Genomic DNA, 25,543 nt, shown 5'->3' with positions numbered 1-25,543 from the left:
ATACTGAAAAAAAGACAATGAACACATTATTATCCATAGAAACAAGAAATGCTGTATTGCTTAAAATGGCAGAGCTTTTAGAGCAACAACGTAAAGCAATAATTAGTATAAATAAAGTAGATTTAGAATCTTACAAAGGCGATGACATCTCTATGTACGACCGCTTAAAGGTAGATGATTCTAAAGTTGATGAAATGATTAACGCAGTAACCCATTTGGCCTCTCAGGAGGATCCTGTGGGTGTAGAACGTTTTAGTTTTAAGCATGAAAACGGCATGCAAATTTATAATAAGACAGCATCCTTTGGTACTGTATTGATCATTTATGAATCACGTCCTGATGTAACAGTTGAAGCTGCAGGAATTGCCTTTAAATCTGGTAACAAGATTTTACTAAAAGGAGGTAAAGAATCGCTGCGTTCCAATTTAAAAATTGTGGAATTATGGCATCAAGCTTTGAATGAAGAAGGTGCTTCTACAGATTGGGTGGAGTATTTGCAATTTAATAGAACTGAAACTCAAGCCTTTTTAGAAAAACCAACTCAACGGGTTGATTTAATTGTGCCTCGTGGCGGTGAACGATTAATTGCTTTTGTAAAGGAGCATGCAGCATGCCCAGTAATTGTTAGCGGTCGTGGAAATAACTTTGTTTATGTACATAAAGATGCTGATAAATCTACTGCCTTAGACGTGATTATTAATGGGAAAACAGCCAAAATTTCGGCATGTAACGCAGTTGACAAAGTGCTTATTGATTCTAATCTGCCTGATAAAAATAATTTTATACAGACTTTGATTTCAAAATTAAAAGAATTTAATGTTGAGATTTTAGGAGATAATCAAACTTCTAAATTTGAAGAAATCAATAGTTTTGAATCTGATGATATTTGGTATGAAGAGTTTCTGGATTATAAAATAGTAATTGGAGAAATAGATTCAAATGACAGTGCTATTGCCAAAATCAACACGTATTCAGGAGGACATTCATCGTCTATTATAACAACCGATGATGCTGAAGCTAAAACCTTTATGGAAAATGTAGATACAGCGGCTGTTTATCATAATGCTTCAACAAGATTTACAGATGGTGGACAATTAGGATTAGGAGGAGAATTAGCCATTAGTACTGATAAATTACATCAAAGAGGACCTATTGGTCTGCAACATTTGGTAACTAATAAATGGTATGTTCATGGTAATGGACAAATAAGATAACCCTTAAAGGGTTTTTATGAAATGAGATTTGGCTCATAAAATGAAATGAAGAAAAAACGCATATTACTAAAAGTAGGTTCTAATACTCTAACTAAGGAAACTAATAATATTTCTAGAGGTAAAATTGAAGATATTGCAAATCAGATTGCAAAACTTCAGGACACCTGTGAGTTTATTATTGTGAGTTCTGGTGCTATAGCTGTTGCGAAACAATTTGTAAAACTGGAAAGTAAACGTAAGGAACTTTTTGTAAAACAAGCCTTAGCATCTATTGGACAACCTCATTTAATTAGAATTTATCAGGAGATTTTTAGGGAATATGGGTTGTTGAGTTCTCAGTGTTTATTGTCGTATTCAGATTTTGAAAAACAAGAAAGTAAGGTTAATATCACCAATACTATCAATGTATTGGTTAATAACAATTACATTCCAATAATCAATGAAAATGATACGGTAGCAACCCATGAGATTAAATTTGGGGATAACGATAAGCTGGGGGCATTAACCGCTTCTTTATTAAAAGCCGATTTGTTTATCATAGCAACAAATACCAATGGGATATATACCAAAACGTCCATACAGAATGGTACACCAGAGACCATTAAAGAAGTGACAGATTTTAAGGAGCTTGCCGATGAAGTTGTGAGTTCTAAATCTTCTCATGGTAGTGGTGGTATGCAAAGTAAAATTGAAGCTGCTGAGGTTACAAAAAAAGCAAATATAGAAACATGGATAGTAAACGGTTTAGAGGATAATTTTATTCTGAATGCTATGGAAAATAAAGTGCCGTTTACCAAGATAAAATAAAAATAATGAAACATTACACTTCCATTAATGATATAGATAACATCGACGACTGGATTGAGGAAGCAAAACAATTAAAAGCGAATCCGCTCAAAAACATAGACTTAGGTAAAAATAAAACCTTGGGATTGCTATTTTTTAATTCTAGTTTACGCACACGTTTAAGTACCCAAAAAGCAGCATTAAATTTAGGAATGAACCCCATAGTTATGAATGTATCGGGTGACGCATGGGGATTAGAGTTTGAAGATGGTACGGTAATGAATGGAAATACAGCAGAACATATCAAAGAAGCAGCTGCCGTAGTATCTCAGTATTGTAATGTTATTGCAGTAAGAGCGTTTCCAACGCTTACTGATAAAGAAAAAGATGAAAGTGAACAGGTTATGAATGCTTTTATGAAATATGCATCAGTACCAATTGTAAATATGGAAAGTGCAACGGGGCATCCATTACAAGGGTTGACAGATGCTTTAACAATTTCAGAATATAAAAAAGTAGCCAAACCAAAAGTAGTATTAAGTTGGGCACCACACATTAAGGCACTACCTCATGCCGTAGCAAATAGCTTTATTCAAGCCATGCAGAAAATGGATGTGGAGTTTGTGATTGCTAATCCTGAAGGTTATGATTTGAACCCTAAAATAACTGGAAATACACCTATATATCACAACCAAGCTGAAGCGTTTAAGGACGCTGATTTTGTGTATACTAAAAACTGGAGCTCTTACGAGGACTATGGTAAGGTTGTAAATACAGATCCCAACTGGATGATTACAAAAGACAAATTAAAAGATGCTAAATTTATGCACTGTTTACCTGTAAGACGAAATGTTGTGGTAGAAGATGCCGTATTAGATAGTGACAATTCTATTGTAATAGAACAAGCCAATAATAGAACCTATGCAGCACAATTAGTGCTTAAAAAAATATTGGAAAATGGCTAAAGAAAAACTATCTATTGTTAAAATTGGAGGGAATGTTATAGAGGATAATGATGCTTTAAATACATTTTTAGAGCACTTTTCTAAACTGGAAGGAAATAAGATTTTAGTCCATGGTGGAGGAAAACGAGCTACTAGTGTAGCTGCAAAATTGGGTATAGAATCAAAAATGGTAAACGGTAGACGTATTACCGATGCCGATACTCTTGAGGTGATTACTATGGTCTATGGCGGGTTGGTAAATAAGAATATTGTTGCTAAACTACAAGCCTTAAGTGTTGAGTCCATAGGGTTAACAGGTGCAGATGTGAACAGTATTAGGTCTGTTAAAAGACCAGTAAAAGAAGTTGATTTTGGTTTTGTTGGTGATGTAAAATCTGTAGCGTACCAATCTATTGATAAACTAATTAAAGCCCATTTTACACCTGTGTTTTGTGCTATTACTCATGATGGTAACGGACAATTATTAAACACTAATGCAGATACCATAGCTTCGGAATTAGCTATTGGTCTATCTAAATTATATGAGATTGAATTAACCTACTGTTTTGAAAAGAACGGCGTATTGATGTCAGTTGATAATGATGATTCTGTTATTGAATATATGGATTCAGGTACATATCAAGGATTAAAAGGTAATGGCGTATTTCATGACGGTATGCTTCCAAAATTAGAAAATTGTTTTCATGCCTTAGAACAAGGTGTCTCTAGAGTATTTATTGGGAATCCACTCATAATAAGTAATAAAGAACAAAAGTTCACTACCTTATATCTATGATACAGCAGTTAACATCTGATGCTATTGCGCTTCTAAAGCAATTGATTGAAACCCAGTCATTTTCTTCAGAAGAAGACCAAACGGCATTACACTTAGAAGTTTGGTTTAAACGTTATGATATTGATTACAAGAGAACTAATAATAATGTTTGGGCAGTTAATAAATATTTTGAAGAAGGTAAGCCAACTTTATTGCTTAATTCTCATCACGATACTGTAAAACCTAATTCAGCATATACTAAAGACCCCTTTAAAGCTATTGTTCAAGATGGGAAATTGTACGGATTAGGGAGTAATGATGCTGGTGGTTGCCTAGTGTCTCTATTGGCAACTTTCTCCTATTATTATAATCATAAAAATCTAAAATACAATCTGGTTATTGTAGCATCAGCTGAAGAAGAGAGTAGCGGTCCCAATGGATTAAACAGTATGTTATCTGTGATTCCAAAAATTGATGTTGCTATTGTGGGAGAACCAACCTTGATGAATTTGGCTGTTGCCGAAAAAGGATTGGTAGTCTTTGATGCTGTTGTAAATGGTACACCAAGTCATGCAGCACACCCAAATAACGACAATGTAATTTATAAAGCAATTGAAGTATTGCAGTGGTTTAAAGATTTTAAGTTTGAAAAAGGCTCTGAAGCTTTAGGTGATGTAAAATTAACAGTGAGCCAAATCAATGCTGGAAAACAACACAATGCAGTACCTGCAGACTTGAATTTGGTTATTGATGTTAGGGTAAATGATGCGTATACCAATGCAGAAATAGCCGAAATATTGCAAAAGAATGCACCGGTAACTAGTATTACACCGCGTAGTTTACGATTAAATTCATCATCTATCCCAATAGATCATGCTTTAATTAAAGCAGGTGTTGCTATGGGACGAAGCACGTATGGATCACCAACACTATCTGACCAAGCAGTATTATCTTGTCCAAGTTTAAAACTGGGACCTGGAGATAGTACACGTTCACATTCGGCAGATGAATTTATTTATTTAAACGAAATTGAAGAAGGTATTAAAATTTACATTGAGTTGTTAAATCGGGTTATCGTTTAAACAAATCAACTCATAAACAAAAAACATTTGAATAATGAAACTTTGGGATAAAGGCATATCAATAGACAATAAAATAGAACAATTTACGGTAGGTAACGACCGAGAAATTGATATTCATATAGCAAAGTATGATGTTATTGCATCAAAAGCGCATGCAAAAATGCTACAAAGTATAGGTGTTTTATCAGCTAAAGAATTAGAACAACTTTTGGAAGGTTTAAATGTATTGGCTAAACAAATTGAAGAAGGCACTTTTGTTATAGATGAACAATTTGAAGATGTGCACTCTAAAATTGAATATGAATTAACCAAAACACTTGGAGAGATTGGTAAAAAGATACATACAGCACGTTCCAGAAACGACCAAGTTTTAGTGGCATGTCATCTATATTATAAAGAGAATTTAGAATTGATTCAAGCTAAAGTAAAAATATTATTTGATACACTTTTAAGTTTAGCAGAAACTCATAAAGATAAACTATTGCCAGGGTATACTCATTTGCAAGTAGCTATGCCATCATCGTTTGGATTGTGGTTTTCGGCGTATGCAGAGTTGATGATTGATGATGTGTTTTTATTGAACGCTGCTTTTAAAACTGTAGATCAAAACCCCTTAGGGTCTGCAGCAGGGTACGGAAGCTCTTTTCCAATTGATAGAGAATTAACTACTCAAGAAATGGAATTTTCTACCTTAAAGTACAATGTGGTTGCAGCGCAAATGGGACGTGGCAAAAATGAGCGTACTATTTCTGCTGCTCTAGGAAGTTTGGCAAATACGCTTTCAAGATTTGCTATGGATGTATGTTTGTATATGAGTCAGAATTTCGGGTTTGTTACCTTTCCAGATGAATTAACCACAGGTAGTAGTATCATGCCTCATAAAAAGAATCCTGATGTGTTTGAATTGATAAGAGGAAAATGTAACAAGATTCAAGCGCTTCAAACAGAAATGGTACTAATTACTAATAATTTACCTAGTGGTTATCATAGAGATTTTCAGTTGCTTAAGGAAAATATGATTGCGGCTTTTGAAGAACTTAAAGATATTTTGGATATTTTCAACTATGCTATTCAGCAGGTAATTGTTAAAGATGTTGATTTGAATGATGACAAGTATAAATACCTTTTTACAGTAGATAACATCAATACGCTTGTTGTTGAAGGGAAAAGCTTTAGAGAAGCTTATCAAAAAATTGGAGGAGAAGTCCAAGATGGTTCCTATATTCCAGATACTTCTAAACAACATACCCATATGGGAAGTATTCATAATTTATGTTTAGATAAAATAAAGGCAAAATTTCCTCATTAACTTAAAAACAAAAAAAATGAAAACAAAGAAACTATATTTATTAGCCCTAGTATTTTTTTCCTTGATAGTACAATTGGTAAAAGCTGAAGTTAAACTTCCAGCTATAGTTTCTTCAAATATGGTATTACAGAGAAACTCGACTGTAGAGTTATGGGGATGGGCAGATGCTAACGAAAGTTTTTCAATTAAAACTAGTTGGTTAACAGAAGCGATAAATATTAAAGCAAATGATTCTGGGAATTGGAGTGTTCAAGTTAAAACAACCACCAGTAAAGTATCTCAAACAATAGAAATAAAAACACAAACTACCACCATTATTTTAGAGAATATCCTATTTGGTGAAGTTTGGCTGTGTTCTGGGCAGTCCAATATGTTTCAACCCCTAAAAGGGTATAACGGTCAGCCAACATTTGGAGGGAGTGAAGCCATAATGCTTTCAGAGAATGCGAATTTACGTCTGTTTACAGCACATAAAAAAGCTTCTGAATCACCTTTAGAAGATTTGAAGGATTTTAGTGGTTGGACACAAGCTTCACCTGAAACTGTTTCAGAATTTAGTGCAGTGGCATACTTTTTTGGAAAACAATTACAGGAAATTTTAGATGTTCCTGTGGGTCTTATACATTCCTCTTGGGGAGGTAGTAAAATAGAAGCATGGATAAGTGCAGAAGTTTTAGAAGAGTTGCAAGAAGATGGTGTGCCTATAACCCCTGTTAGCAAAAACCCGCAGCGTTCTCCAACACTACTTTTTAATGCCATGATAAATCCGTTAATACCCTATAAAATAAAAGGTGTATTGTGGTATCAGGGTGAGGCCAATAGACAAGATCCTAATTCATATAAAATTTTATTTCCAAGAATGGTAAAAGATTGGCGAGAGCGCTGGGGAGGTGAAGAGTTTCCAATCTATTATGCACAAATAGCCCCTTATATTTACAGTGGTGATAATGAATATAAAAATAAAGAAGATAATACAGCATACATACGGGAAGCTCAAATGGAATGTTTGGATTTAATTCCAAATTCTGGAATAGCTATCACTTTAGATATAGGAGAGGAAAAATTCATTCATCCACCTAAAAAGAAAGACGTTGCCGATAGGTTATTATTTAATGCTTTAAATAAAACTTATGGTTATAAGGCAATAGATTATGCTTCACCAACCTACAAATCCCATATAGTCAGAGATGGAGCAATTATTTTAGAGTTTAACAATATTAATGGTGGTTTATATTCTAAAGAAGGTCTATCGGATTTTGAAATTGCAGGGAAAGATAAAGTGTTTTATCCTGCTGAAGCTCAAATTATTGAAGGAAACAAGGTGTTGGTGAAAAGTCATGAAGTAGTTGAGCCAGCAGCCGTACGTTATGGCTGGAAAAATTGGGTAAGAGGAACGTTGTTTGATACAAGCTTATTGCCTGTTTCATCTTTTAGAACAGATAAATGGTGAAATAATTAATAGTTTAAAAATAAAAAACACTAACCAAATACTAGACTAATTAATAACAAAATGAAAATAGGAGTTTTAAAGGAATCTCAAAAAGGTGAGAAGCGGGTTGCTTTATCCCCTTTAATTACCAAGAAATTGTTTGAAAAAGGATTTGAGATTTATATTGAAAAAAGTGCTGGAGAAAATTCTTTATACAGAGATTCTGATTATGAAGAAGCAGGAGCGTCTTTAACTACCAGAGAAGACATCTTTAAATTAGCACAGGTACTTATTAAAATTAACCCATTTGATAATGAAGATTTGAAGTTGGTACAAAGCCATCATATTTTGATGAGTCAACTATATCACAAATCAAGTCCAGAATTAATCAAAGCCATTTCAGAAAAAGGGGCGACTGCCTTCTCCATGGATGCTATGCCACGTATTTCCAGAGCACAGGATATGGATGTTTTAAGTTCGCAAAATAACTTAGCTGGATATAAGGCGGTTATTTTAGGAGCTTACGAAATGACAAAAATTTTTCCTTTAATGATGACTGCTGCTGGTACTATCACACCATCCAGAGTGTTGATTTACGGTATTGGGGTTGCAGGTTTACAGGCCATTGCCACTGCTAAACGATTAGGGGCAGTTGTTGAAGCAACTGATATAAGATCTGAAACGAAAGAACAAGCAGAATCTTTGGGGGCCAAATTTATTTCAGTTGATAATACCGGAGAAGAGTCTGAAGGGGGGTATGCCAAAGAAGCTTCAGAAGAATATAAAAAAAGACAAAAAGAGGCAGTGAATGAATCCTTATTCAAAGCAGATTTGGTAATTACAACGGCTAATGTTCCTGGTAGGAAGGCCCCAGTTTTAATAACTGAGGAACAAGTAAAACAAATGAAGAATGGTGCTGTTATTATTGACTTAGCAGCGGGACAGGGAGGAAACTGTGAGGTAAGTAAACTCAATGAAAAGGTCATTGTTAACGGTGTTAAAGTTATTGGAACCACCGTTGCGCCAGAGAGTGTCTCTACCAACGCCAGTGAGTTATATGCTAAGAATATATATAACTTTATTATACACTTAACAGAAGACTTGAATTTTAAATGGGATTTAGAGGAAGAAATTACCGATGAAACCCTTATTGTTCAAGACGGGGTTCAACGCAAAAACTAACTAATCAAAAATGGAAAATTTAATAGAATTTATTAGTAACAATTTACAGATTGTTTACATCATTATTTTAGCAACCTTTGTTGGGGTAGAACTCATTAAGAGTATCCCAGCTGTTTTGCATACACCATTAATGTCTGGTGCCAATGCCCTAAGTGGTGTGGTAATTGTTGGGGCTATTTTGGTAATGTTGCATTCAGATCCTACAGATTATCTTGCATTATTGCTAGGGTTTATAGCGGTTGTATTAGGAATTTTAAATGTTGTTGGTGGTTTTGCAGTCACTAACAGAATGTTAGAAATGTTTAAAAAGAAGAAATAATGAGTGTAACATTAAGTATAATTTATCTAATCGCAACGGTAACTTTTGTATTTGGTTTAAAGCGATTAGGACACCCAGACACTGCTAAATCAGGAAATTTGATTGCCGCTGGAGGCATGGGTTTAGCTATTGTTGGAACCATTTTTATTCATGATTTGGAAGTGCCAACTATTATTTATGTTTTAATTGGAATTGCCATTTTAGTAGGAACTATTATTGGTTGGCTTATTGCCATGAAGGTTGAAATGACTAAAATGCCAGAATTGGTATCCTTGTTTAATGGTTTTGGTGGAGCTAGTGCTGCTTTAATTGGGATTGTAGAGTTTGGTAACACTAATATTTCTGCAACTAGTGCCTCTGTAGTAGCTACCATTCTAGCTGCTATTATTATTGGAGCAATTACCTTTTCAGGAAGTTTAATGGCCTTTGGTAAGTTAAACGGTTCTGTAAAGAGTGTGATTAAGATTCCACAATACAATATTGTAAATAACCTATTCATTGTTAGCGTGGTTGCTCTAGCTGCTTATATGGTTGCTGGGGGTATTGATAGCTCACTATTATTATATGCTTTATTAGCTGGCGGATTAGTTTATGGTATTCTATTTGTTATGCCTATAGGAGGAGCCGATATGCCCGTAGTAATCTCATTATTAAATTCCTTAACAGGTATTGCAGCGGCTATTACTGGTGTGTTGTATGATAACATGGTCATGTTAGTTGGGGGTATATTAGTAGGTTCTGCTGGAATTATTTTAACGGTTGCCATGTGTGTGGCTATGAACAGAACCTTAGTATCTGTAATATTTGGTTCATTTACTGCAACAGCAGGACCAGAAGGGGTTAATAAGACTTTGGGCTCCATTAAGAGCACTACAGCTAGTGATACAGCTATTATGATGAACTACGCAACTAACGTGATTATTGTTCCAGGATATGGATTAGCTGTAGCTCAAGCACAACATGTTATTCATGAGTTAGAAGAACTATTGACAGGAAAAGGTGTTAATGTGAAGTATGCTATTCACCCTGTAGCAGGGCGTATGCCCGGTCATATGAATGTATTACTGGCAGAATCTAATGTTGAGTATGATATGCTTGTTGAAATGGATGATATCAATCCTCAGTTTAACAATGCTGATGTGGTTTTAGTTGTTGGTGCCAATGATGTTGTTAACCCTGCGGCACATAATGACCCATCAAGTCCTATTTACGGAATGCCTATTTTGGATGTAGAAAATTCAAAGCATATTGTTGTAAATAAACGAAGTATGAATGTAGGTTATGCAGGCATTGATAATGAATTGTTCTACAATGCGAAAACTGCTATGTTATTTGGTGATGCCAAAAAAGTATTAACAGATTTGGTTGCAGAGTTAAAGAACATGTAAATAAACGCTGCTAGAATAAAAAAGGCTTTTTGTTTCATACAAAAAGCCTTTTTTTTATTCGCTTTTTTTAAACTTTAGATGCTAACGATTTAATAAATACATACCCAAAACCAATAAAAAGCATCAAGTGAAAAGGAAAAAGACCAAAGTCACCGCCTTGGTCACCCACCACAAAAGCACTATACATACCAAATCCAAAATAAAGCATTAAAGCACCTTCAAAAATTACATGTACAGATACTGTTTTTTTGATGTACTTATTGTTTTTCCAGTTGTCTTTAAACTTACTTATATTAAATTTTGGAGTACGTACAAATTCACTTTTCTTTCCTAAATGCCCTTCTAAAACAGCAATAGAATTATGTAACGAAAAACCCATGGCGATGGAAAAAAAGACAAAGAACATACCAATATAGCCCACGAAGTTTTTAATGCCTTTACCATAAATATTGCGGTACATAACCCAATAACATACAAAGAAAATAACCGTACTAAGCACAAAGAAACTCATTACCAAAAAGTAGGTTTTTAAATGTGCATATTCATTCTTAATATAAAGCATAGGAATACTTAAAACCGCTACTATAAGAATGTTTAAAAACATGGTGCTATTTAGCAAATGTAATAAGCCGTGAACCTTGGTTTTGGCTGAAATGTTTTGACTTTTTATTACACGCCACATCATCTTTCTAAAGTTTTCGGCACCACCTTTATTCCATCTAAATTGTTGTGAACGGGCAGCACTTATAACTACAGGTAATTCTGCAGGTGTTTCAACATCTTCAAGATATTTAAATTTCCAATTTTTTAATTGGGCACGGTAACTAAGGTCAAGGTCTTCGGTAAGGGTATCACCCTCCCAATTTCCAGCATCAATAATACACTGTTTACGCCAAATTCCTGCAGTTCCATTAAAGTTAATAAAATGACCTTTACTGTTTCTTCCAACCTGTTCTAAAGTAAAATGAGCATCTAGTGCAAAAGCTTGTATTTTTGTTAGTAAAGAATAATTCCTATTTATGTGACCCCAGCGGGTTTGTACTACACCAATGTCTTTATTTTTAAAATAAGGTACAGTACGTTTTAACCAATCAGATTTTGGTAAAAAATCAGAATCGAAAATGGCAATAAATTCGCCTTTGGCAATCTCTAATCCTTCCTTTAAAGCGCCAGCTTTAAAGCCAACACGGTTTGTTCTAGTGATATGCTTAATGTCTAACCCGGTTTGTTGTAGTTTTTTAATATGTGCAGCTGTACTATTAACCGTTTCATCTGTAGAGTCATCTAGCACTTGAATTTCCAATTTATCATGCGGATAATCAATCTTAGCAATATTATCTAATAAACGTTCCATGACATACATTTCATTATAAACAGGAAGTTGTATGGTAACATAAGGAACTTCATCAGGGTTTGATAAATTAAACTTAGCTGAGTTATTTTTTCGCTTAGCAGAAATATAATTGAACAATAAGTTTAATTGGGCCAAGGCATACAAGAAAATTAGCAATATAGCAATGGTGTATATAACAATGATGATGGTTTCTATAGTCATTATTTAAAACTGTATTTAAATATCCAACCTAATATTTTTATGCCTGCAAATATAGCACCTTTTACAGTTCCGGAAACTTTTGATACTCCTATTCTATTTCTATACTTAACAGGAATTTCAACATAACTAAATTTTTGTTTCAAGACTTTAAGTTGCATTTCTACTGTCCAGCCATAGGTCTTGTCCTCCATTTGAAGTGCTAATAATTTATTGTGTTTAATGGCTCTAAAGGGTCCTAGATCAGTAAATTTAGCACCAAATATTAGTTTCATTAAAAAGGTAGCCAACCAATTCCCGAATATTTGCGGAAATGTCATGGAGCCTTGCTCTCTGAGATGCTTAACCCGAGCGCCAATCACAAAATCGATATCATCATTTAGTATAGGAGAAACTATTTTAGTTAGTTCTTCTGGGTAATCAGAGTAATCACCATCAAGAAAAACAATGATGTCGGGTTTTATAGATTCACTACTTATGTATTCCATTCCCTTTAAACAGGCATAGCCGTAGCCTTTTCGTTTTTCTGTTAAAACGGTGGCACCAACATTACGCGCATTAATTTCAGTATCATCAGTTGAGTTATTGCTAACAACAATTATTTCATCAACTATATGGGGAATATCATTTACTACGTTAGCAATAGAATCTGCTTCGTTGTAAGCAGGAATGATAACCTTGATTATAGGCATAAATTATTATTAAGAAGCAAAAATACAATAAGCTATTTAGCTGGTCAAATTATGTTTCATCAACTTGATTATAAATAGGTTTAAGATTTGTTTATTAAATCCATCAAGTCCACATCGTTTCCTAAAAGTATTTGATTGCCATCAATTCTACCTTCCAAAGGGCCGTTTTCCAATTTTAATACACCTCTAGGGCAAACTGCAGAACAAATGCCACAACCCACACAACTGGCGCGTACTATATTTTCGCCTTTTTGAGCATAAGAACGTACATCTATTCCCATTTCACAATACGTGGAACAATTTCCGCACGAAATACATTGTCCGCCGTTTGTTGTAATTCGAAATTTAGAAAATAAGCGTTGTTGTAATCCTAAAATGCCAGCCATAGGGCAACCCATTCTACACCAAACACGGTTGCCAAGAATAGGATAAAAGCCTGTACCTATAACTCCAGAAAATATAGAGCCGATTAGGAAACCGTAAAAACTACGCAGGCCAACAGCTTCAAAAATGAATATTTTATTATTTGCAGTACCAGAGAAATAATGTATTCCAATTAACGCTATTACAATAACTAAATATCCAATAGCTCCATAACGTGCATCTTTTTTTAGTTCCTCTTTTTTAAAGTACCAGATTATTGCAAATAAAAGTCCTAAAAATAGAGCGACACCAATTAAAAACTTATCCTTTGTTAACCAGTATTTTTCAGAATCGTAACCTAAATAGGTGCTTATTACCGCTGTAGTCATCACCACCGAAAATACAAGTACAGAGTGGATTACCCAACGTTCTACTTTCCATGCAAATACGCTTTTATCGCTTAGCTGTCTAAAAGAATCACCTGCAGTTTCAGCTAGGCCACCACAACCACACACCCAAGAGCAGTACCAACGTTTTCCGTACTTGTAAGTTAAAAACGGAGAGATAACAAATACAGTGAGTATCCCAAAGATTAAAAATGCCAAACCTATATTGCCTGCATTAATAAACTGATCAACACGCCAGCCATCGAAAGCATAATAGTTTAATGGCCACATGTTCTTTAGATCATTGTAGGGTAGAGAAAATGTATCGCTATTTAGTCTTGCCATTAACTCCGGAATAATAAAGGCAAAAGCCGTTTGAAAAAACATAACACTTACAGTTCGTAATTGTTCGTAGCGGTTATGTTTGTACTTCCATATAAATTTGATGCCAAATGCAAGTATAGCGACTGTATAAAGAGTACCATAAACAAACCATTGACTAGCAGGATTACCGCTTAAAAATTTACTCAAAGGGTCAAAAAGCCCTATGAGTCCGGTGTTTCCATTTGGATTTGCACCTAAAAGGCCTTCATAAAAGTAGAGGATTACATAAAAACCTGTTAAACTAATACCTGCTACCCATCCCCAAAAACCTCTACTAGATATACTTTTAAACCAAACGCCGTGATTTTTAATACCCTCTAACTTATTAGAATATAAACCTTTTGCAAAAAGAAGAATACCTCCAGTTATAGCTATCAACGCAATAGAAAGCCAAAGAACTTTATCTTGAAAATCTTTAAAAAGGGAAAATATAAGTAGAACTATTCCTCCTAAGCCTATGGCTGTACCAATTTTTTGAAATGCGTTTAATTGGTTTGAGGCGTCTCCAGTTAGAGACATATTACGTTGTATCGTTGCCATGCTATGCTATAATAAAGTTTTTATTAAATGTGTTTAAAATATCTTGTTCATAATGCTTGTAGAATTCAGGGTCAAAATTGGCTTTTGATAGGTTTTGCATTACAAAATCTACATTTCGTTTTTCTGTTAGCCACTTATCAAAAACGTCGTGTCTCATGCGTATGCCAAATGTGTTAATACCTAAGAATTCATTGGTTTTGGTATCATAGCATACTGTAATACATTTGGTGTCGTCTGTATGTTTCCAATGAAAATGGGCTTCATTTTCTCTTGGTTTAGAAAACACCCATCCGTAGGTTTGGTATTCAATATCAAAGAATTTTGCAGAGTTAAACCAATGCCCGGGTTTGTATTGGATACGATTGCCGCATATAGTTTGTGCTAGAGTTTCGCCCATCATTCTTCCAGTATACCAAACCGCTTCTATAGGCCTGCGTTGGCCAATGGCCTCATGTTGTTCAGCACAATCACCAATAGCATACACATCAGGAATATTAGTTTCTAAATATCTATTTACTTTAACACCTCTACCAATTTCAATTTCAGAATCCTTAATAAAATCAATATTAGGCGATACACCAGCAGTTAAACCAACAACATCGCAGGCAATTTCTTCGCCCGTTTCTTGAATTATGATAGAATTAACCTTACCTGCTTCGTCTGCTTTTATCTCTTTTAAGTTTGTTGAAAGTCGTAAATCAATGTGATGATTTTTGATATGTCTATTAATCATTTGGCTTTCTCCTTCAGGTAAAACACCATTCCAAAAACTAGTTTCGCGGACTAAAAAGGTAACAGGTATGCCTCTAGAACTTAACATTTCTGCCAATTCAATTCCAATTAAACCGCCGCCAACAATGACAGCGCGTTTACAGAATTTATTGTTTGGAGCGTATTTTTCAAGGTTTTCTAAATCTTGTTTGTGATACATGCCCATTACCCCTTCTAAATCTTGTCCAGGCCATCCAAATTTATTGGGTTTACTTCCTGTTGCAATAATTAATTTGTCGTAGTTTAAAGTTTCTCCATCCGAAAAGTGAAGTGTTTTATTTTTGTTTTCTATAGATTGAACGTATCCCTTTTTTAATTCGATTCTATTTTTCTTCCAAAACCAATTTTCATAAGGTTGCGTATGTTCAAACTTCATGTGCCCCATATACACATACATCAACGCTGTACGGGAAAAAAAATAATCGGTTTCAGCAGATACAATAGTGATTTTTTTATCGGAAAGTTTTCTAATATGTCTGGCAGCTGTAACGCCTGAAATACCATTTCCTATAATAACGATGTGTTCCATAATTTTTTGGATGTTATGTGCTATTAGGTCGCACTTAAATATAAGAACTTAACATAAGCTTTTAATTTAGAACAAGTTTAAATTGAATTTTAGATGTAAGGAATTGTTATGCTTTAAGACGCTAAAAATTTGCAACTTTTTTTGAAAGTTTCAAGAAATAAGGCAGACTTAGGTTTCAAGAATTTAAAATTCAAACCATTCAAAAATGAAAAAACATATTTTAATTATAGCTTTAATTACAACTGCATTTTCAGTAAAAGCACAAAACTTAAATTCCTTCTTTAATAAAGCAGACGCATTTTTTAAAACAAACGTGGTAAACGGTAGAGTAGCTTATGATAAAATTCATAAAGATCCATCAAAATTACACGAAGTTTTAAAAATTGCTCAAGGTATTTCAGTAGCGAAAGATGATGCTAAAAATTACCAAGCCTTTTGGATTAACGCCTACAATTTATCAGTAATAAAAGGACTAATTGATAAATACCCAACAAAATCACCATTAGATAATGCAGGTTTTTTTGATAAAACAAAACACAATATTGGTGGCAAAAACATCACCTTAAATGATATTGAGCACAAATTACTTAGAGGTAATTTTAAAGATCCAAGATTTCACTTTGTATTGGTGTGTGGCGCAGTTGGCTGCCCACCTTTAATTAGTGAAGCTTACTTACCGATAACGTTAGATGTACAATTAGAAACCCAAACAAAAAAGGCCATAAACGGGAGTTTTATTCAAGTAAATTCAAAGAAAAATCGCGTACAAGTCTCTCAAATTATGGAGTGGTATAAAGAAGATTTTACCATGAATGGTACCGATGAAATAGACTTTATAAATACATACAGAACAGAAAAACTAGAAGGTAAATGGAAGTTAAGTTACTTTCCATATAACTGGACCATAAATATACAATAACCTTAATTTTTAAAATAAATAACAAATCAAAATAATGAAAAAAATAATAGCCATAGTAGTATTAGTAGCGATATCACTTAACGGATTTTCGCAAGAAGAAAAGGAAAGTCAAGGAAGTGTTATTCAAACCTATACACCATCTATCTTATTGAAAAAAGGACAATGGGATATTAAGTGGTTTAACAATTTATATACCGAAACAAAAGATTTATTCGGCAACCAAGAAGGGACACAAAAGCGTGATATACCCAGAAATACATTTTTTACATCAAGTGTTGATGTTTTTACGGGAGTGTCTAATAGCAATAGTTTTAATGTAGGACTCTTGTTTGAAGTGAGGTCAAACGCCATTGGTGGCCGAAATGCCTTGGACGTATTTTCTTTTGATGGCGAAACAGGTACAGCACGTTCTGGTTTAACATCTTTTGCCCCAGCTATTAAATTCAATCCTATAAAAAGCATAGGTAATTTTACTGTTCAAACAGCATTTCATATACCTTTAGTTGATAATGAAACTGAAAATGGTGTGTTTTTAGATCAAGATGGTTTTATATTTCAAAACAGATTTTTCTATGATTATAGTTTCGCAGGTGGAGATTGGCAATTATTTACAGAGTTAAATACAGAGTACAACTTTGGCGAACAAGCTAGTTTTGCTTATAACAGCTTGCGTTTAACACCTGGAGTGTTTTTAAGCTATTTCCCAAGTTCAAAATTCACAGTTTTAGGTCTGGTACAGCATTTACAACTAATTTCTTTTGGAGGTAATGATCAAGGTGCTAACGATTTTAATCAAAACGCTACAATTCTTGGTGGTGGTGCTAAGTACCAATTAACAGATGAACTTAATGTGGAGTTTTTATACTCAAACTTCTTTAGAGGTAAGGCCACAGGATTGGGACAAACATTTAATATAGGTTTAAGAGCATTGTTTTAGTTCTTTAATGTTAAATTAGGAGCTAATAAAAACATTAAAATGAAACATCACAAACTCCTAATTGTTCTTATAATATTTGTTCAATCTTGTATAGGACAGGTTGAAAAAATAAATGGAGTAAGTTTTGTTGCTTCGAGAGATATAATTCATAAAAATCATGTAAAATCTATTGTTAATGTCAACGCTAATTATGCATCGGTAATGCCATTTGGTTTTCTTAGAACTATTGATAGTCCTAATTTGATTTATGATACAAATCGCCAATGGTTTGGTGAAACCAAGAAAGGTGTAAAACAGTACATTGCTGAGCTAAGAAAACAAAACATTAAAATTATGCTTAAACCTCAAATTTGGGTTTGGCGTGGAGAGTTTACGGGTTATATAAAAATGAATTCCGATGATGATTGGAAAACCTTAGAAGCTAGCTACTTAAAATATATTTTGGATTATGCACAATTAGCGAAGGAGTTGAAAGTTGAAATTTTTTGTATAGGAACAGAACTTGATACTTTTATTGATACTAGACCAAATTATTGGTTTGATTTAATAAAGGAGGTTAAAAAGATTTACAATGGTAATATTACCTACGCTGCTAATTGGGATGAATTTAAGCGAATACCTTTTTGGAGCGAATTAGATTTTATAGGTATTGATGCTTATTTCCCTGTTAGTAAAAATCAAACGCCTTCTGTGAAAGATTGTTTAGAGGGTTGGCAAAATCACCTACCTGAAATAATAAACAATCAGAAGATGTTTAAAAAACCTATTTTATTTACCGAGTTTGGTTATCGGAGTGTAGATTTTGCTGGTAAAGAGCCCTGGAAAAGTGATAGAGACATGAATCAAGTAAATTTAGAGGCTCAAATTAATACTACCAAAGCACTATTTGAAACTTTTTGGAAAAAAGAATGGTTTGCAGGAGGTTTTCTTTGGAAATGGTATCATAATCATGAAGAGGCAGGAGGTTTAAATAATTCAAGGTTTACACCACAAAACAAACCTGTAGAAGAGATAATTAAATTACACTATAGTAAGTTATGAAGAAGTTTATCTACTACATACCACTTTTTCTATTTATAAGCTGTATTGAAGATGATAGTGTACCTTTAGTAAATGACAATGAAACTATTTTATCTAAATTCTTAGAAGATAAAACGTTTTTAAATAATCAAGTAATTGCTTGTGCTGCTAGTGATAGTGGAACTATGGATATTAATAATATTTATTTTTACCCAGAAGCAGGCGCATCAGATTTTAGACTCTATCAATCATGGGCAGACGATGAAAAAGACTTTTCAAGTTATCAGTTTGTACCGCTCAACTCAGAACCTGTTTTTCAGGGTGCTTTAAGGGTGTTTAAACTACGGTCTGATTGTAAATGGACTGTAGTGATTTATGAAAAGGAAGACAAAACTGAAATTTCAACGCCTATTAGAATGAAGTTAAGTTTTCAGCCAACAATATGGAGTACAGATTTAACCGTGGATCAATCTAGCCCATTAATGCCTCATTTTTCATGGTTTACATTGTCTGAAGAAAACAATGCTATTTTTTTTCAAGTTTTATCAACAGAAGATCTTGCGCTGTTATCAGGTACTTATACTGAGGATAATCATTTTCAATATTATAAATTAAATAATGTTGTTTTAAATGTAACTCCAGGTGAGCCACCTGGTTTAATTTCAGGAGAAACTTATATATTTACAGTTATGGATGTGAGCATAGATAATTGGGTAAACCATGTTATTATGTCTCCTTTTACTGCTGAATGATGAAAATTAACCTTTTACTATGTGTGTTCTTTTTTATTTCTTTTTTTGCAAATGCGCAGCAAAAGGTTATTTCAGACATTAAAATTCAAGGAAATAAAAAGATAAAGTCTTCATTTATAAAAAAAATAGCCTCTATAAAGCCTGGTGAGGTTTTAGATTCCTTGAAAATTGAAGAAGATATAAAACTCATTAAACAATTACCTTCTGTATCTCATGCCTCATACCAAGTTTTTATTTCTAAGGGTAATGAGTATAACGTTTTTTATAATATAGAGGAGAACTTTACTTTAATTCCTGGAGTAAATTTTTATACAACTGATGAGGATGAATTTGCATACAGAATAGGGCTCTATGAATTTAATGCTTTTGGAAGAAACATTATTTTTGGAGGGTTTTACCAAAAGGATATTTACGATTCTCATGCCTTAAATTTTAGAGCGCCTTTTCTCTTTTCAAGACACTGGGGTTTGGCCGCCAATTATCAAGATTTAACAACATTAGAACCTGTTTTTTTTGATGACGAAACTGCTCAATATAGATACAATAATAAAAGTTATGAATTATTAGGTTTGCACCGTTTTAACTTTAACAATAGGTTAGAATTTGGACTTAATTACTTCACAGAAGATTATAGGTTTAGAGGAGAGAATGTTAATAATAGACCAGAGTTGAATGTGAAAAAATGGCTAGCTAAAGGTGTTTACGAGTTCAATAATCTTAATTATGATTATCAGTACGTTTCCGGATTTAGAAGTATATTTAATTTTCAGTATGTGACTTCAACTAATGATATGCTTCCTGATTTTTTTATTGGCTGGAACGATTTTTTTTATTTCCTGAGAGTGGGAAACAAAGGCAATTGGGCTAATAGATTAAGGTTGGGTTTATCATCAAATGATGAAACGCCTTTTGCTCCTTTTTCGGTAGATAATAATTTAAATGTTAGAGGTGTAGGAAATACCATTGACAGAGGTACTGGTGTTATTGTTATTAACTCAGAATATAGGCAAACCATTTATGAAAAAAATTGGTTTGTGTTACAAAGTAATGTTTTTATAGATGCGGGAACATGGCGCAATCCTGGTGGCGATTTTGGCGATTTTAGTAAATCTAATAATGTAAAAGTATATCCAGGTTTGGGACTTCGTTTTATTCATAAAAAAATATATAATGCTATTTTTAGGATAGATTATGGTTATGGTATTTCAGAAAATGCCACCAAAGGTTTTGTTTTTGGAATAGGGCAATATTTTTAATGCTAACTTAACGTCATCAATCTTCAGAATTAAAATATTATACTCTAGTTTTGCTGAAAATTATTATTAGATGGCTCGTACAGTTGTAGTTGGTGATATACATGGAGGTTTAAAAGCTTTAATTCAAGTTTTAAATAAAGTTGAGGTTAAAGATGAAGATACATTAATTTTTGTTGGTGATTACGTTGATGGGTGGAGTGAATCTGCTCAGGTTATTCAGTTTTTAATAGAACTTTCAAAAACTATTAAGTGTATTTTTATAAAAGGTAATCATGATGTTTGGGCAGAGGAATGGCTAAGAAGTGGTGAAGTAAACCCTACTTGGTATATACATGGAGGAAAAGAAACTATGGAAAGTTATGAGGGCTTTACAGATATGGAGAAATCTAAGCATTTACAATTCTTTGAGGGTATGACCTTATATCATATAGATTCTAAAAACCGTTTATTTTTGCATGCTGGTTTTACCTCAATGCATGGTGTAGAAAAAGAAGTATTTCAACAAACGCTATATTTTGATAGAACACTTTGGGAAATGGCTTTAACCATGGATAAGCGTCTTGAAATGAATTCAGAATTATACCCAAAACGGTTAAAGTACTACCACGAAATTTATATTGGGCATACACCAACCATACATTTTAATTCTCATTTGCCAATGCAGGCTATTAATGTTTGGAATATTGATACTGGTGCTGCCTTTACAGGAAAATTATCAGCTATAGATATTGATACGAAAGACTTTTGGCAAAGTGATGATTTACCTTCGCTTTACCCAAATGAAAAGGGTAGAAATAAGTAATTACTCTATACTCTTAAAATCTTTAATAGCTTTATTGGGTTCTATTACATTGTAGCCTTCCCAAAATGTAGGGTCGTAAGCAGGTAAATATGTTGGGCTAATATTTAATTTTTCCTCAAAAACATCAAAAACCGTTTTATTAATAGTTTCACTTTCAAAAACCACCAGTTCTTTTTTTGTAGTGTTTGAAATAGTAAAGTGAAGATCCATAGAGAGTTCATTTTGCTTTCTTCTACCTTTTACATTTTTGTTCTTTTCAATAATTTTTAAAGGACGTTTAATGCCAAAGTTATTTCCAGTTTCAGATTCAGCATATTTTAGGGTGTATGTTTCCACATCATTTTTAGCATAAATTAAGGTGCCACGGTGTAATACTTCTTGATATGAAATACCCAAGAGCCTAAAACTCCTTAAAGGTTTCACATTTTTATAGTCTACTCTTATTATGGCAAAATCATCTGTATTTATATACAATGTGCCTTTGTAATTGGCACTGCGTTTTGGCTTGAAACTTATTTTATAAACAAATTCCCCGTTTAAAAAGATATAATCCAATAACTCAAACGCGTACTTTTTAGGTTTTTCAAGAAAGTTTAAATGAGAGTCTTCAAAAATAAAACTTCTGTGCTCTAAATTAGAAATGGTGTTTTTTCTGTGTTTTAAGAAATTTTTTTTACGTTCTAGTTCCTTTTTTTTCTGTTCTTCTAAAAACGCATCTGTTTTTTCTTTTTCCTTTTTGGTATCTGCACTATCAAACAGAGATGAATCTATGTCTTCCTTTGTTCCAAAAATGCCTGACTTTATCTTAAAATAAGAATCTCTTTTTACATGTTTTCTAAATATGGCATTGAAGCGTTCTTCAAGTCCATCAAAAGAAACTTCTTTTTTCTTGTCGTACAACCGAGATGCCTTTATAATGTCTAGTTTATGTTTTTCTTCAGGGTCGGTCTTTGTGTAAAGTGTACCCAATAATTCGGTGTAATCGTCTGCTTCTTTGGACATAATAGCCATGATACTATCCATAAATTTCTGGTTAAATTCTGGGATAGTACTTTCTTTTACTTTAATGCTGTTTTTGGTTATGTGATTGAAATAAGATTCGCGATAGAACAATTTACTTTTGTTGTAGTTAAAATGATAATTCGCAGAGAGATTTTCGTGTGTTTTTTCAATTATTTCCTCTACACTATAGTTTTTGTTAGAAACCAGAACTTCGTCTAGCTCGATGGATTTTGGACTTAGTAAAATAATACTATCCTTAAAATGTAAAGCGGGTATCTGTTTAGTTTTATATCCCAAGCAACTAATGAAAATTGAATCTGATTTTGAAGGATTTGATTTAAAGTGAATTTGAAAATCACCATCACTATTACTAATAACACCAGAGTTTTTTCCATAGCTAATAGTTGCAAAGAGAATGGGTTTTTGAGTTGTGGAGTCAATTAATTTAGCACTGATTGATTCTTGACCAAATAAAAGCGCAAATGATATTAAACAAAATAAACTTGCTAAATAGGATTTCATTGGTCTTGATTTTGCTATGAAATTAAGTTATTACAAAAACACGACCGATTAATTAACTTTTTGTTACAACAGTTTTATCATTTTTTAACAAGAACGTGCTTTAAGTAGTATTTGTTTAACGTTTGGGCATCTGCACCCAATAATCTTTTAATATGGATATTGCAATAGTGATATTGTAATTTCCACAACCCGTTGGTTTTATAACGTCTAGATGAAGTTACCAACCACTCTTGAATTACCACAAATTGTTTGCGTTTATAAAGCTTACTTATAAAATCATTGTCTTCGTATATGGTGTAACTTTCATCAAAACCACCAATCTTGTAAAACAGTGATTTAGTAATGAATAGGCTTTGGTCTCCGCCACGTGCTATTTTCCACGAAAATTTTGTTAACCATCCCGCTAGTTTTAACCACCAATGGTTGCTGTCAAATTTCATTCTAAAACAACCCGCTTTATTACTGTTTTTTACCTGTTTAATAATTAATTTATCAAAGTTTTTAGGAGGGAAAGAATCGGCATGAAGAAAATAGAGAATATTTCCTGAAGCGTTTTTTGCACCAAAATTCATTTGTTTGGCACGTCCTTTTTCTGATGTTAAAAGACGAATGTAAGTTCGAGTGTTTTCTCTCTGTGCGAATGTGTCGAGAACCATATCTTGAGTGCCATCAATACTTCCCCCATCAACCACTAAAATATCTTGAATATTTTCCTCAGATGAATTTTCAATAAGGTAATTCAGTAAATTTTTAATATTAGCTGATTCATTTAAAACGGGTATGACAATAGAGATTTTATTCATTTAAACTCCAATTGTAATCTTTGTAGTTTTTCTTTGCTTTCTGTGAAATTTCTAAGTCAGAATATTGATTTAAAAAATCAATTAACGAACCATGTTGTTTAAAATCTTTGGCAAACCATTGAAATATTTTTGAGAGTTCTAAATTATCTTTTGAAATTGAATTTCTTTCAGGATCATTTAAAAAGTCTTTGGTAGCTTTAGTTAATTGTGTTTCTAAATGTGTTGTTGTAAATGCTTTATTTTGAAGTTTAGGACAAGATATAGAGGCACAGTTTATGGCAAAATGAATACGAGGTTCATCCATTTTACGTAAAATATGGTGTTCTATCTCATCTAAATTATACCATTTGTCTCCTAATTTCCAATGGCGTTGTTGCCAAGGTTCTTTAATGTCTTTTATACTATTAATGGGATAATGTCTTAAAATTAAATCAACTGTAAAAGCATTGTAAGTGTTAATCCAATAACTTAATTTTTGGTTTTTAGAACTATCTTTTTCTGGCACAGAACTTTGGAGAAAACTAATATATTCTTGAAGTTTGTTATATTCTTTTTTTAAGCCTTGGTAATCCACATGTCCCTCGTTTGAAACGTATTTTCCCAAAAGATTATCCCATAACTGATGCTGAGATAAAACGCGGGTAGTTACTTTTTTTAGACTATCTCTTATGGTTTTATTCTCTTGTTTAGTTTCTAAAGTATAAACTGTAGTTGTGATATCTTGGGTGTGACTTTTTTCTTGGGGTCTAGACATCTCTGTTACTTTTCTTGTTCCCTTACAAGACGCTAACAAAAGAATACAGCAAGTAATGCATAATATATTTCGCATTGTAAATTTAAAATTACTAACTAACAGCAGCCCCCGCCGTCATAATGATAGGTAGATTCACTAATGAAAATATCATGCCGATTTAAATCTGCTAGAGCACCAGCGGTTTTATCACAAATGGCTAACGGTTGATTTTTAAGTAATACATGCCCTTTTTTGTCATCAAAATAATCCGCGTCACCATAATAAATGGCAGCTTTTCCAGTAAAAATACATGGGCCATCTTCAGGCATTGGGTCTTTTATGGCAGCAACCTCAATGGATTCAATGTATATTAATTCATCCGTTGGGTAATGTTTTGGGTCTAAAATTCTATAAGGTTTTCTGGCTCTAATTTCAATAGTGCCAAAACCAGCATCTGTCAACATTTTTACATATTCAGCAATAGGCAAGCTACCACTTAAACACAAGGCACGTAATCTATCATCATTCCGTAAGGTGTCATTCATAGGTTGCTCGCAGGTAGGGTCGCTCATTACCAAACGCCCATGAGGCTTTAAAACACGATACATTTCGGCAATAGCCTTTTTTAAATCGTCTGCTTTAAAGATGTTAAACAAACAGTTTTGTGCTGCAACATCAATACTGTTATCTTCAACAGGAAGATGAAGCGCATCTCCTTTTTTTAGTGTTACAAAATCGCTCTTAAACCAATCGTTTAGTGCTTCGGCTTCCTTAAAATTTTTACGTGAAGCTTCTAACATTTCATCTACCACATCAACACCTATTACACCTCCTTTTTGTCGATTGAAATAAGCGAACTGCAACAATTCCATACCGCCACCAACACCAACGTAAAGCATTTTTGGATTATTGGTTAAATCTCTGGCATGCACTGTAGAGCCACAACCATAATTCATTTCTTGCATGATTTTGGGAATTTTTAATCCTGGTAATTCCCAAATGGGGTTTGTGGTACAGCATAAACCTACATCTGGAGTTAATGCGGCTTCTTTATATACATTGTGTGTGGTTTCTAAGTATGTACTCATGTTTTTTATTTAATATTGGGTATTTAGTTTAGTTCTTGGTCTTATTCCTAAATGGACACTACAA

The 25,543-nt window shown here is 33.4% G+C and carries 24 protein-coding genes; 16 read left to right on the top strand and 8 right to left on the bottom strand.

Annotated features, from left to right (window positions below):
• Nucleotides 1-17: 17 nt before the first annotated feature.
• From E1J38_RS05505 to E1J38_RS05460, 10 genes are read left to right on the top strand one after another with little or no spacing between them, the layout of a single operon-like run.
• Entirely contained in the window at nt 18-1,214 is a 1,197-nt protein-coding gene (locus tag E1J38_RS05505; RefSeq protein ID WP_133356170.1) for a glutamate-5-semialdehyde dehydrogenase, read from the top strand.
• A 45-nt stretch (nt 1,215-1,259) separates the two neighbouring features.
• Nucleotides 1,260-2,021 (top strand): glutamate 5-kinase, encoded by a 762-nt coding sequence (gene proB / locus E1J38_RS05500; protein WP_133356169.1) that lies wholly within the window; start codon nt 1,260-1,262, stop codon nt 2,019-2,021.
• Between the two features lie 5 nt (nt 2,022-2,026).
• Complete coding sequence (locus E1J38_RS05495) at nt 2,027-2,965, top strand: N-acetylornithine carbamoyltransferase (protein WP_133356168.1); 939 nt, start codon at nt 2,027-2,029, stop codon at nt 2,963-2,965.
• Nucleotides 2,958-3,740: an acetylglutamate kinase gene (argB, locus tag E1J38_RS05490; RefSeq protein WP_133356167.1), complete on the top strand. Its 783-nt coding sequence runs from the start codon at nt 2,958-2,960 to the stop codon at nt 3,738-3,740. The genes E1J38_RS05495 and argB overlap by 8 nt, the downstream gene beginning before the upstream one ends.
• Nucleotides 3,737-4,801, top strand: a complete 1,065-nt coding sequence (locus E1J38_RS05485) for a M20 family metallo-hydrolase (protein ID WP_133356166.1) — start codon at nt 3,737-3,739, stop codon at nt 4,799-4,801. Before argB ends, E1J38_RS05485 begins: the two co-directional genes overlap by 4 nt.
• A 34-nt stretch (nt 4,802-4,835) precedes the next feature.
• A complete protein-coding gene (gene argH / locus E1J38_RS05480; protein WP_133356165.1) occupies nt 4,836-6,110 on the top strand; it encodes an argininosuccinate lyase in 1,275 nt (424 codons plus the stop codon).
• Nucleotides 6,111-6,126: 16 nt separating this feature from the next.
• On the top strand, nt 6,127-7,560 hold the full coding sequence (locus tag E1J38_RS05475) for a sialate O-acetylesterase (RefSeq protein ID WP_133356164.1): 1,434 nt from the start codon (nt 6,127-6,129) through the stop codon (nt 7,558-7,560).
• Nucleotides 7,561-7,620: 60 nt separating this feature from the next.
• On the top strand, nt 7,621-8,721 hold the full coding sequence (locus E1J38_RS05470; protein ID WP_133356163.1) for a Re/Si-specific NAD(P)(+) transhydrogenase subunit alpha: 1,101 nt from the start codon (nt 7,621-7,623) through the stop codon (nt 8,719-8,721).
• Nucleotides 8,722-8,731: 10 nt separating this feature from the next.
• Nucleotides 8,732-9,040: an NAD(P) transhydrogenase subunit alpha part 2 gene (locus E1J38_RS05465; RefSeq protein WP_133356162.1), complete on the top strand. Its 309-nt coding sequence runs from the start codon at nt 8,732-8,734 to the stop codon at nt 9,038-9,040.
• The gene (locus E1J38_RS05460; RefSeq protein WP_133356161.1) at nt 9,040-10,428 is read left to right on the top strand and encodes an NAD(P)(+) transhydrogenase (Re/Si-specific) subunit beta; all 1,389 of its coding nucleotides are present in this window, start codon (nt 9,040-9,042) and stop codon (nt 10,426-10,428) included. The genes E1J38_RS05465 and E1J38_RS05460 overlap by 1 nt, the downstream gene beginning before the upstream one ends.
• A gap of 67 nt (nt 10,429-10,495) precedes the next feature.
• Here the strand turns inward: E1J38_RS05460 and E1J38_RS05455 are convergent, their stop codons facing one another.
• The 4 genes from E1J38_RS05455 to E1J38_RS05440 form a co-directional block, all read right to left on the bottom strand.
• Nucleotides 10,496-11,983 carry a cellulose synthase family protein gene (locus E1J38_RS05455; protein WP_133356160.1) on the bottom strand — a complete coding sequence of 496 codons (1,488 nt, stop codon included), beginning with the start codon at nt 11,981-11,983 and terminating at the stop codon, nt 10,496-10,498.
• Nucleotides 11,983-12,672, bottom strand: coding sequence for a glycosyltransferase family 2 protein (locus tag E1J38_RS05450; RefSeq protein WP_133356159.1), 690 nt, complete (start codon nt 12,670-12,672; stop codon nt 11,983-11,985). Before E1J38_RS05450 ends, E1J38_RS05455 begins: the two co-directional genes overlap by 1 nt.
• Nucleotides 12,673-12,752: 80 nt before the next feature.
• On the bottom strand, nt 12,753-14,345 hold the full coding sequence (locus tag E1J38_RS05445) for a 4Fe-4S binding protein (protein WP_133356158.1): 1,593 nt from the start codon (nt 14,343-14,345) through the stop codon (nt 12,753-12,755).
• A gap of 1 nt (nt 14,346) precedes the next feature.
• On the bottom strand, nt 14,347-15,645 hold the full coding sequence (locus E1J38_RS05440; protein ID WP_133356157.1) for an NAD(P)/FAD-dependent oxidoreductase: 1,299 nt from the start codon (nt 15,643-15,645) through the stop codon (nt 14,347-14,349).
• A 205-nt stretch (nt 15,646-15,850) separates the two neighbouring features.
• Here E1J38_RS05440 and E1J38_RS05435 point away from each other — a divergent pair, with 205 nt between their 5' ends.
• The 6 genes from E1J38_RS05435 (at nt 15,851) to E1J38_RS05410 (ending at nt 21,331) form a co-directional block, all read left to right on the top strand.
• A complete protein-coding gene (locus E1J38_RS05435; RefSeq protein WP_133356156.1) occupies nt 15,851-16,564 on the top strand; it encodes a DUF547 domain-containing protein in 714 nt (237 codons plus the stop codon).
• 34 nt (nt 16,565-16,598) lie between these two features.
• Nucleotides 16,599-17,501 (top strand): hypothetical protein, encoded by a 903-nt coding sequence (locus tag E1J38_RS05430; RefSeq protein ID WP_133356155.1) that lies wholly within the window; start codon nt 16,599-16,601, stop codon nt 17,499-17,501.
• Between the two features lie 39 nt (nt 17,502-17,540).
• Nucleotides 17,541-18,542 carry a glycoside hydrolase family 113 gene (locus E1J38_RS05425; RefSeq protein WP_133356154.1) on the top strand — a complete coding sequence of 334 codons (1,002 nt, stop codon included), beginning with the start codon at nt 17,541-17,543 and terminating at the stop codon, nt 18,540-18,542.
• Entirely contained in the window at nt 18,539-19,273 is a 735-nt protein-coding gene (locus tag E1J38_RS05420; protein WP_133356153.1) for a hypothetical protein, read from the top strand. The genes E1J38_RS05425 and E1J38_RS05420 overlap by 4 nt, the downstream gene beginning before the upstream one ends.
• Nucleotides 19,270-20,529 carry a POTRA domain-containing protein gene (locus tag E1J38_RS05415; protein ID WP_133356152.1) on the top strand — a complete coding sequence of 420 codons (1,260 nt, stop codon included), beginning with the start codon at nt 19,270-19,272 and terminating at the stop codon, nt 20,527-20,529. Before E1J38_RS05420 ends, E1J38_RS05415 begins: the two co-directional genes overlap by 4 nt.
• A gap of 70 nt (nt 20,530-20,599) precedes the next feature.
• Complete coding sequence (locus tag E1J38_RS05410; RefSeq protein ID WP_133356151.1) at nt 20,600-21,331, top strand: metallophosphoesterase family protein; 732 nt, start codon at nt 20,600-20,602, stop codon at nt 21,329-21,331.
• On the opposite strand, the gene E1J38_RS05405 is transcribed toward E1J38_RS05410, so the two are convergent.
• The 4 genes from E1J38_RS05405 to arsM all read right to left on the bottom strand — a co-directional run bounded on the left by E1J38_RS05405 (nt 21,332) and on the right by arsM (nt 25,479).
• Entirely contained in the window at nt 21,332-22,855 is a 1,524-nt protein-coding gene (locus tag E1J38_RS05405) for a carboxypeptidase-like regulatory domain-containing protein (protein WP_133356150.1), read from the bottom strand. It lies immediately after the preceding gene.
• A gap of 77 nt (nt 22,856-22,932) precedes the next feature.
• Nucleotides 22,933-23,658 carry a TIGR04283 family arsenosugar biosynthesis glycosyltransferase gene (locus tag E1J38_RS05400; protein WP_133356149.1) on the bottom strand — a complete coding sequence of 242 codons (726 nt, stop codon included), beginning with the start codon at nt 23,656-23,658 and terminating at the stop codon, nt 22,933-22,935.
• Nucleotides 23,651-24,412 carry a DUF547 domain-containing protein gene (locus E1J38_RS05395; RefSeq protein WP_255449791.1) on the bottom strand — a complete coding sequence of 254 codons (762 nt, stop codon included), beginning with the start codon at nt 24,410-24,412 and terminating at the stop codon, nt 23,651-23,653. Before E1J38_RS05395 ends, E1J38_RS05400 begins: the two co-directional genes overlap by 8 nt.
• 95 nt (nt 24,413-24,507) lie before the next feature.
• Nucleotides 24,508-25,479, bottom strand: a complete 972-nt coding sequence (gene arsM, locus E1J38_RS05390; protein WP_133356147.1) for an arsenosugar biosynthesis arsenite methyltransferase ArsM — start codon at nt 25,477-25,479, stop codon at nt 24,508-24,510.
• Between the last annotated feature and the right edge of the window lie 64 nt (nt 25,480-25,543).

The sequence above is a fragment of the Seonamhaeicola sediminis genome (assembly GCF_004358095.2).
GTDB lineage: Bacteria > Bacteroidota > Bacteroidia > Flavobacteriales > Flavobacteriaceae > Seonamhaeicola > Seonamhaeicola sediminis.
This window is presented reverse-complemented; position numbering and strand designations above follow the sequence as displayed.